Annotated in this window: 8 protein-coding genes; 7 read left to right on the forward strand and 1 reads right to left on the reverse strand. The window is 71.1% G+C overall.

Annotation, left to right across the window (positions count from 1 at the left end; all coding sequences use genetic code 11):
• Window positions 1-112 precede the first annotated feature (112 nt).
• Complete coding sequence (locus ACWGIU_RS24230) at window positions 113-1,744, reverse strand: FAD-dependent oxidoreductase (RefSeq protein ID WP_453709018.1); 1,632 nt, start codon at window positions 1,742-1,744, stop codon at window positions 113-115.
• Between the two features lie 274 nt (window positions 1,745-2,018).
• On the opposite strand from ACWGIU_RS24230, the gene ACWGIU_RS24235 reads away from it, so the two are divergent.
• The 7 genes from ACWGIU_RS24235 to ACWGIU_RS24265 form a co-directional block, all read left to right on the forward strand.
• Window positions 2,019-3,116, forward strand: coding sequence for a SchA/CurD-like domain-containing protein (locus ACWGIU_RS24235; RefSeq protein ID WP_453709020.1), 1,098 nt, complete (start codon window positions 2,019-2,021; stop codon window positions 3,114-3,116).
• A gap of 115 nt (window positions 3,117-3,231) precedes the next feature.
• Window positions 3,232-3,675, forward strand: a complete 444-nt coding sequence (locus ACWGIU_RS24240) for a cupin domain-containing protein (protein WP_453709022.1) — start codon at window positions 3,232-3,234, stop codon at window positions 3,673-3,675.
• Complete coding sequence (locus ACWGIU_RS24245) at window positions 3,672-4,943, forward strand: beta-ketoacyl-[acyl-carrier-protein] synthase family protein (RefSeq protein ID WP_453709024.1); 1,272 nt, start codon at window positions 3,672-3,674, stop codon at window positions 4,941-4,943. The genes ACWGIU_RS24240 and ACWGIU_RS24245 overlap by 4 nt, the downstream gene beginning before the upstream one ends.
• Window positions 4,940-6,166 (forward strand): beta-ketoacyl synthase N-terminal-like domain-containing protein, encoded by a 1,227-nt coding sequence (locus ACWGIU_RS24250; protein ID WP_453709026.1) that lies wholly within the window; start codon window positions 4,940-4,942, stop codon window positions 6,164-6,166. Before ACWGIU_RS24245 ends, ACWGIU_RS24250 begins: the two co-directional genes overlap by 4 nt.
• 18 nt (window positions 6,167-6,184) lie before the next feature.
• Window positions 6,185-6,439, forward strand: coding sequence for an acyl carrier protein (locus tag ACWGIU_RS24255; protein ID WP_453709027.1), 255 nt, complete (start codon window positions 6,185-6,187; stop codon window positions 6,437-6,439).
• 1 nt (window position 6,440) lies between these two features.
• Entirely contained in the window at window positions 6,441-6,920 is a 480-nt protein-coding gene (locus ACWGIU_RS24260; protein ID WP_453709028.1) for an SRPBCC family protein, read from the forward strand.
• Between the two features lie 18 nt (window positions 6,921-6,938).
• A partial coding sequence (locus ACWGIU_RS24265; RefSeq protein WP_453709030.1) for a TcmI family type II polyketide cyclase occupies window positions 6,939-7,250 on the forward strand: 312 nt, incomplete at its 3' end.

The following is a 7,250-nucleotide window of genomic DNA, read 5'->3' on the forward strand; positions in this document are numbered from 1 at the left end:
GCCGCCGGCGTACCGCCGCGGCGGACGCCGGCTGCTGGGCAGGTTGCTGGGCCTGCCGCTGAACCCCTTCCGCCGGCCGCACGCACGGCCGGCGGAAGCGGGGGCGAGGTTCTCACGCCCGGCGCAGTACCGTCGAGAGGACCTCGCGCAGCGTCGCCGCGGCATCGGCCACGGCTCCCTCCGAGCGCCAGGCCGCGAACCCGTCCGGCCGTACGAGCACGGCGCCCTCGGCGCTCATCGCGTGGACCTCGGTCCAGTCGGAGCGCCCCTCCTGGATCAGGTCCGCATCCGGGCCGGAGCCGATGGTGTAGGCGTCCAGCCGCAGCGGCAGCTGCTCGGCGACCCGCTTCGCGGCTGCCTTCCACGGCGTCCCCGTACCGCTGAGGAGCACGAAGGAGCGCTCGTAGAGGTCCAGGGTGGAGATCCGTTCACCCGCCAGGGTCACCCACATGTGCGGGGCCCGGGTCCCGGTGTCACCGACCAGGCGTAGAGTCTCCGGAATGACGGGCCGTCCGGGCTCCCCGCCGACGAGCGCGCCCGTCGGGTAGCAGTAGCCCATGGCGGTGGTGAGGACCCCGCTGCCCGGCCCGCCGCCCATGGTGGGCGGCGGCGCGTACCCCGGGTGGCTGTGTTCCGCCGAACGGGCCGACGCCCGCTCACTGGTGGCCCTGGCCACCGGCAGCCGCTCGGCCTCGTAGGTGTCGAGCAGCTCGATGCCGGCCGAGCCGTCCAGTACCGCGGCGATCTTCCATGCCAGGTTGTGCGCATCCTGGATGCCCGTGTTGGAGCCGAACGCTCCGGTGGGCGACATCTCGTGTGCCGCGTCGCCGGCCAGGAAGACCCGACCGGACGAATACCGCTGCGCCACCCGTTCGGCCGCATGCCACGGCGCCTTGCCGCCGATCCGCACGTCCAGGTCGGGTACGCCGATCGCTTCGCGGATCTGATCCACGCACCGCTCGTCGGTGAAGTCCTCCAGGGTCTCGCCCTGCTCCGGGTGCCACGGGGCGTGGAAGACCCACTGCGTCTTGTTGTCCACGGGCAGCAGCGCCCCGTCCGCTCCGGGGCGCATCAGGTAGCAGACGATGAAGCGCAGGTCGCCCAGCACCTCGACGAGCTTCTCCGAGCGGAAGGTGACACTCACGTTGTGGAACAGCTCGCCGTTACCCGTCTGGGGGATGCACAGCTGTTCCCTGACGGGACTGCGCGGCCCGTCAGCGGCGATCAGGAAGTCGGCGCGCACGGTGATGTGCTCGCCCGTCTCCCGGTCCTTCACCACGGCGTTCACCCCCGTGGCGTCCTGGTCGAAGCTCATCAGCTCGGTGGAGAACCGGACGTCGGCGCCCAGGTCGCGGCTCTGTTCGGCCAGTACCGGCTCGATGTTGTTCTGGCTGCACAGGCACCATCCGGTCGGGCTGAACCGGGCCAGCGCCCCGGCCGGATCGATCGACTTGATCAGCCAGTTGTGGTCGCCGTCGGTCAGTGACCGGGCCTGCAGAATGCCCTGAATTCCCTCCAGTGCGGACGCCGCCCGGCGGATCGCGTGCTCCGCCCCTGCCGCGCGGAACAGCTCCATCGTCCGGGCGTTGATGCCACGGCCCCGCGGGTGTGCGGAGGTGCCGGAGTGCTTCTCGACCAGCAGGTGCCTCACTCCGTGGCGGCTCAGGAAAAGCGAGGTGGACAGGCCCACGAGGGAGCCGCCCACGACGAGAACCGGTACGCGAACATCGGCGTTGTCTTCCATCAGCTGCGGGCTCCTGTTTTCTGTGCGGGGGAGTGGAGTCTTTATGCCCCCGATCCTGGATGAGGCCCAGTTGATTCGCCGGTTGTCACCCGCTTGATCCGGACATGTAGCGGTACGTCCCCGCGCGGATGACGATGAGCGACAGCGGCCCCCCTGAGACGCGCCGGCCTGCCGTTCCCGACAGAGGCGGCCGCCGGCCCGGGCGGACGCCACCGGTGACGGACGAGGGGTCCGTACGCGATGGATCTCCACCCCCTCATGAAGGAGTGAGTAGATGACAACCACCCTGTCCGAACGGGTGTCGCAGTCAGCCTTCGACGGCTCCATGCTCCGGGTCGTGCTGCTGATGGACCTCCACGAGGGGACCCAGCAGCGGTTCTTCGAGGTGTACGAACAGCTCCGCCACGACATCGCGTCGGTTCCGGGCCACATCAGTGACCAGCTGTGCCAGTCCTTCGAGAATCCCTCCCAATGGCTCATCACCAGCGAGTGGGAGAGTGCCCCGCAGTACCTCGCATGGGTCAACAGTGAGCATCACGCCGAACAGGTGAAGCCGCTCGGCGCGTGCGCCCGCGCGATGCGCCCGCTCAAGTTCACCGTCCTGCGCGAGACCGGCCGCGGCTACGGCGAGGCGGACCGCCCGGCCGCGGTGCGCCTGCAGAAGACTCCCCGGTTGGGCGCCGGCATCGTGCGCCACGCACTCACCTTCACCGTCAAGCCGGGCAGCGAGAAGGAGGTCGCGTCCATCCTCTCCAGCTACGCCTCGCCGGAAGCCCGGGTCGACGACCACACCCGGCTCTGCCGGACCTCGCTGTTCATGCACGGCAACCGCGTCGTGCGCATGGTGGAGGTCCAGGGCGACCTGATGGCGGCCCTGCGCCACGTCTCCGAGCAGCCGGGGGTCAGGGCGGCGGAAGAGGCACTCAACCCGCACCTGGAGAAGGACCGGAACCTGAACGATCCGGAGTCCGCCCGCATGTTCTTCATGCGTGCCGCGCTCCCGGCGGTCCACCACATCGCCGCACCCGAGCCCGACTCCGCCGAGGTTCAGCGGCACGCGCTCTTCCACCCGGCCAAGCCCGGCTGCGGCGCCGCGCTCGCCAAGTTCCTGGCCCGGCAGGACGAGGCGGCCGCACATGATCCGAGCAGCCCCGTTCGGAGCAGCAGCATCTTCCAGCGTGACGACATCGTCGTCCGGCTCATCGACGTCCGCGGGCCGTTCGACGCCGAGCCCGACATCACCTTCGGGGTATCGGGACCGCGCAAGGCGGCGGTGCTCGACCGGCTGACGGCCCGGGCCGACGGGCGGGGACTCGCCACGGACCACATCATGAAGCTGATCACGGACCGCCGGGCACCCGCGGATTCCTGATCTCCCCGGCCCACACCGGTGCATCGGGTCCATCCCCGGCCCCCGTCATACCGCCCGCCCCCCGAACCCCACCCATCCGCACCCAGGCTCTCCCCACACGCAGGAGGAACCCGCCATGACCCAACAGCGCCCACGCATCGTGGACCTCAGCGAGACGCCGCCCAACCGCCGGCGCGGCGGAGACCTGAGGGCGGTGCTCACCCCGACCTCCGTGGGTTCCACCAGCGGCTTCATGGGCCTGGCGATCATGGCCCCCGGCGATTCGATCGCCGAGCACTACCACCCCTACTCCGAGGAGTTCGTGTACGTGGTCAGCGGCCGCCTGGAGGTCGACCTCGACGGCGAGGCCCACCCGCTGCGCACCGACCAGGGACTCCTGGTTCCGCTGAACGTGCGCCACCGCTTCCGCAACGTCGGGGACACCGAGGCCCGCATGGTCTTCCACCTCGGCCCGCTGGCCCCGCGCCCCGAGCTCGGCCACGTGGACACCGAGCAGGCCCCGCACCCGGAGGGCACCGCGTGGGAGCAGCCCCCGGACCGTACGGGAGTGGTCTCGTGACCCCCCGGCGGGTGGCCGTCACCGGAGTCGGTGTCGTCGCACCCGGCGGGATCGGCGTCCGCGACTTCTGGGACCTGCTCTCCAACGGCCGTACGGCGACCCGAGGGATCAGCCTCTTCGACCCGGCCGGGTTCCGGTCCCGGATAGCCGCCGAGGTCGACTTCGATCCCGCCGCGCACGGCCTCGAACCGGGCGAGGCGGACCGGGCGGACCGCTACATCCAGTTCGCCCTGGTCGCCGCCCGCGAGGCGGTGAAGGACGCGGGACTCGACCTCACCACGGACGAGGCCTGGCGGACGGGGGTCTCCCTCGGCACGGCCGTCGGCGGTACCACCCGGCTGGAGCACGACTACGTGGCCGTCAGCCAGTCCGGCTCCTGGTGGGACGTGGACCACAAGAGGGCCGGCCCGTTCCTCCACCGGGCGTTCACCCCCGCCACCCTCGCCTCCGCCGTCGCGGAGCAGACGGGTGCGCGGGGCCCGGTACAGACGGTCTCCACCGGCTGCACCTCCGGACTCGACGCCATCGGGTACGCCGTGCACTCCATCGTGGAGGGCCGGATGGACGTCTGCATCGCCGGCGCCTCCGACTCGCCCATATCACCCATCACGGTCGCCTGCTTCGACGCCATCAAGGCGACCTCGCCGAACAACGACGACCCGGCCCACGCCTCACGGCCGTTCGACGCCGACCGGGACGGATTCGTCCTCGGCGAGGGCGGCGCCGTCCTCGTCCTCGAAGAGCTGGAACACGCCCGCGCCCGCGGTGCGACCGTCTACTGCGAGATCGGCGGCTACGCCACCTTCGGCAACGCCCACCACATGACCGGGCTGACCCCCGAGGGCCTGGAGATGGCCCGGGCCATCGAAACCGCCCTCGCCCAGGCCGGCGTCGCCGCCGACGAGATCGACTACGTCAACGCGCACGGCTCCGGCACCAAGCAGAACGACCGCCACGAGACCGCGGCGGTCAAGCGGGTCCTGGGCGACCATGCCTACAAGACGCCGATGACCTCCATCAAATCCATGGTGGGGCACTCCCTGGGCGCGATCGGCGCCATCGAACTCGCGGCCTGCGTGCTCGCCATGACCCACCAGGTGGTCCCGCCCACGGCGAACTACGAGACGCCCGACCCCGAGTGCGACCTGGACTACGTACCCCGCGTGGCCCGCGGCCGGAAGCTGCGCAGCGTGCTCTCGGTGGGCAGCGGCTTCGGCGGATTCCAGTCCGCCGTGGTCATGACCCGGCCGAAGGAGGAGGTCTCGTGACCAGCCGTACGGTCATCACGGGCATCGGAGTCGTCGCGCCCAACGGCGTGGGCTCGGGCGCCTTCTGGAAGGCGACCCAGTCCGGCCTCAGCGTGCTGGACCGGGTCACCAGGGCGGGCTGCGAACACCTGCCGCTGCGCGTCGCGGGCGAGGTCCGGGGCTTCGACCCCGGAGCCCTGGTCGAGGACCGCTTCCTCGTCCAGACCGACCGCTTCACCCACCACGCGCTCGCCGCGGCCGACCTCGCCCTGGAGGACGCCCGGCTCGGCCGGGCCGACTACGAGGGCGACCCCTTCTCCGTGGGCGTCGTCACCGCCGCCGGATCCGGAGGCGGTGAGTTCGGCCAGCGCGAGCTCCAGCACCTCTGGGAGCAGGGGCCGCGCTTCGTGGGCCCATACCAGTCGATCGCCTGGTTCTACGCCGCGAGCACCGGCCAGATCTCCATCCGGCGCGGGCTGAAGGGCCCTTGCGGTGTCGTCGCCAGCGACGAGGCGGGCGGACTGGACGCCTTCGCGCACGCCGCCCGCGGGATCCGCCAGGGCAGCCGGGCCATGCTGGTCGGGGCGACGGAGGCACCGCTGGCGCCGTACTCCATCGTCTGCCAGCTGGAGTACGAAGGGCTGAGCAGGGGGGACGACCCCGAGCGCGCCTACCGGCCGTTCACCGACAAGGCCTGCGGGTTCGTCCCCGCCGAGGGCGGCGCGATGTTCGTCGTCGAGGACGAGGCGGAGGCCCGGCGCCGCGGCGCCACCCTACGGGCCGTCGTGGCCGGCCACGGCGCGACCTTCACCGGTACCCGGCGACGGGACGAAGCCGGCGAGGGGCTGGCCCACGCCATCCGCGGTGCCCTCCGGGAAGCCGGCTGCGCGCCCGAGGAGATCGACGTGGTCTTCGCCGACGCCCTCGGGACCCCGGAGGCCGACGCGGCCGAGGCGGCCGCCATCGCCGATGCCCTCGGCGGGTACGGGCGGAAGGTGCCGGTCACGGCGCCCAAGTCCGGTACCGGCAGGGCCTACTGCGCTGCTCCCGCCCTCGACACCGCGGCCGCGGTCCTGGCGCTGGAGCACGGCATCGTCCCGCCGACCCCGAACGTCTACGACGTGTGCCACGACCTCGACGTGGTGACGGGCAGCGCCCGCACCGCGGAGCTGCGCACCGCGCTGGTGCTCAGCCGGGGCCGGATGGGGTCGAACTCCGCGCTCGTCGTCCGCAAGGGCTCGTAGGAAGAAGGGAGAACCGAGATGTCCGACCGGCTGACCGTGGAGGAACTGGCGGCCCTCATGAAGAAGGCCGGTATCACCGTCGATCCCACCGAGCTGGCGAGCCGTCCGCACGCCGCCTTCGAGGAGTACGGCCTCGATTCGCTGGGCCTGCTCGGGATCGTCGGCGAACTGGAGAACCGGCGGGGGCGGGCCCTTCCCACCCACGCCGACCGATGCAAGACCCCCGGGGAATTCCTCGACCTCGTCAACCACACTCTGATGACCGGAGCCTGACATGGCAGGACACACCGAGAACGAGATCACCGTCAACGCGCCCGTGGACGTCGTATGGGAGATGACCAACGATCTCCCCAGCTGGCCGCACCTGTTCAGTGAGTACGCGTCGCTCGAAATCCTCGAGGAGAAGGGCGACACCACCCGCTTCCGCCTGACCATGCACCCCGACGAGAACGGCAAGGTGTGGAGCTGGGTCTCGGAGCGGACCGTCGACCGCAAGGGCCTCACGGTCCGGGCCCGGCGGGTGGAAACCGGCCCGTTCGCGCACATGGACATCCACTGGCAGTACTTCAAGGTGCCCGGCGGCACCCGGATGAAGTGGACCCAGGACTTCGCGATGAAGCCGGACGCCCCCGTCGACGACGCGTGGATGACCGACAACATCAACCGCAACTCCCCGATCCAGATGGCTCTCATCCGGGACAAGATCGAGAAGCGGCAGCGCGAGGGCCGGGCACCCGCCGTCAGCCGGGTCTGAGACGAAAGGCACGTACGGATGAACCAGCCGCACCGCGCTCTCATCGTCGCCCGGATGGCGCCGGGATCGGCGCCGGACATCGCCGAGCTCTTCGCGGGCTCGGACGCGGGTGAACTCCCGCACCTGGTAGGGGTCACGCGCCGCAGCCTGTTCCAGTTCGGCGACGTCTACCTGCACCTGATCGAGTCGGACCGGCCGCCCGGCCCGGCCATCGCGAAGGTCACCGAACACCCGGAGTTCCGGGACCTCAGCGACCGGCTGACCGCGTACATCAGCCCGCACAACCCGGACACGTGGCGCAGCCCGAAGGACGCCATGGCCCACGAGTTC

It is taken from the genome of Streptomyces sp. NPDC054840, assembly GCF_053611065.1.

What these genes read in the sequence shown, in the direction of transcription:
- ACWGIU_RS24260 (WP_453709028.1), top strand. Translation starts at nt 6,441, where the DNA reads ATGGCAGGACACACCGAGAACGAGATCACCGTCAACGCGCCCGTGGAC.
- ACWGIU_RS24235 (WP_453709020.1), top strand. Translation starts at nt 2,019, where the DNA reads ATGACAACCACCCTGTCCGAACGGGTGTCGCAGTCAGCCTTCGACGGC.
- ACWGIU_RS24240 (WP_453709022.1), top strand. Translation starts at nt 3,232, where the DNA reads ATGACCCAACAGCGCCCACGCATCGTGGACCTCAGCGAGACGCCGCCC.
- ACWGIU_RS24230 (WP_453709018.1), bottom strand. Translation starts at nt 1,744, where the DNA reads ATGGAAGACAACGCCGATGTTCGCGTACCGGTTCTCGTCGTGGGCGGC.
- ACWGIU_RS24255 (WP_453709027.1), top strand. Translation starts at nt 6,185, where the DNA reads ATGTCCGACCGGCTGACCGTGGAGGAACTGGCGGCCCTCATGAAGAAG.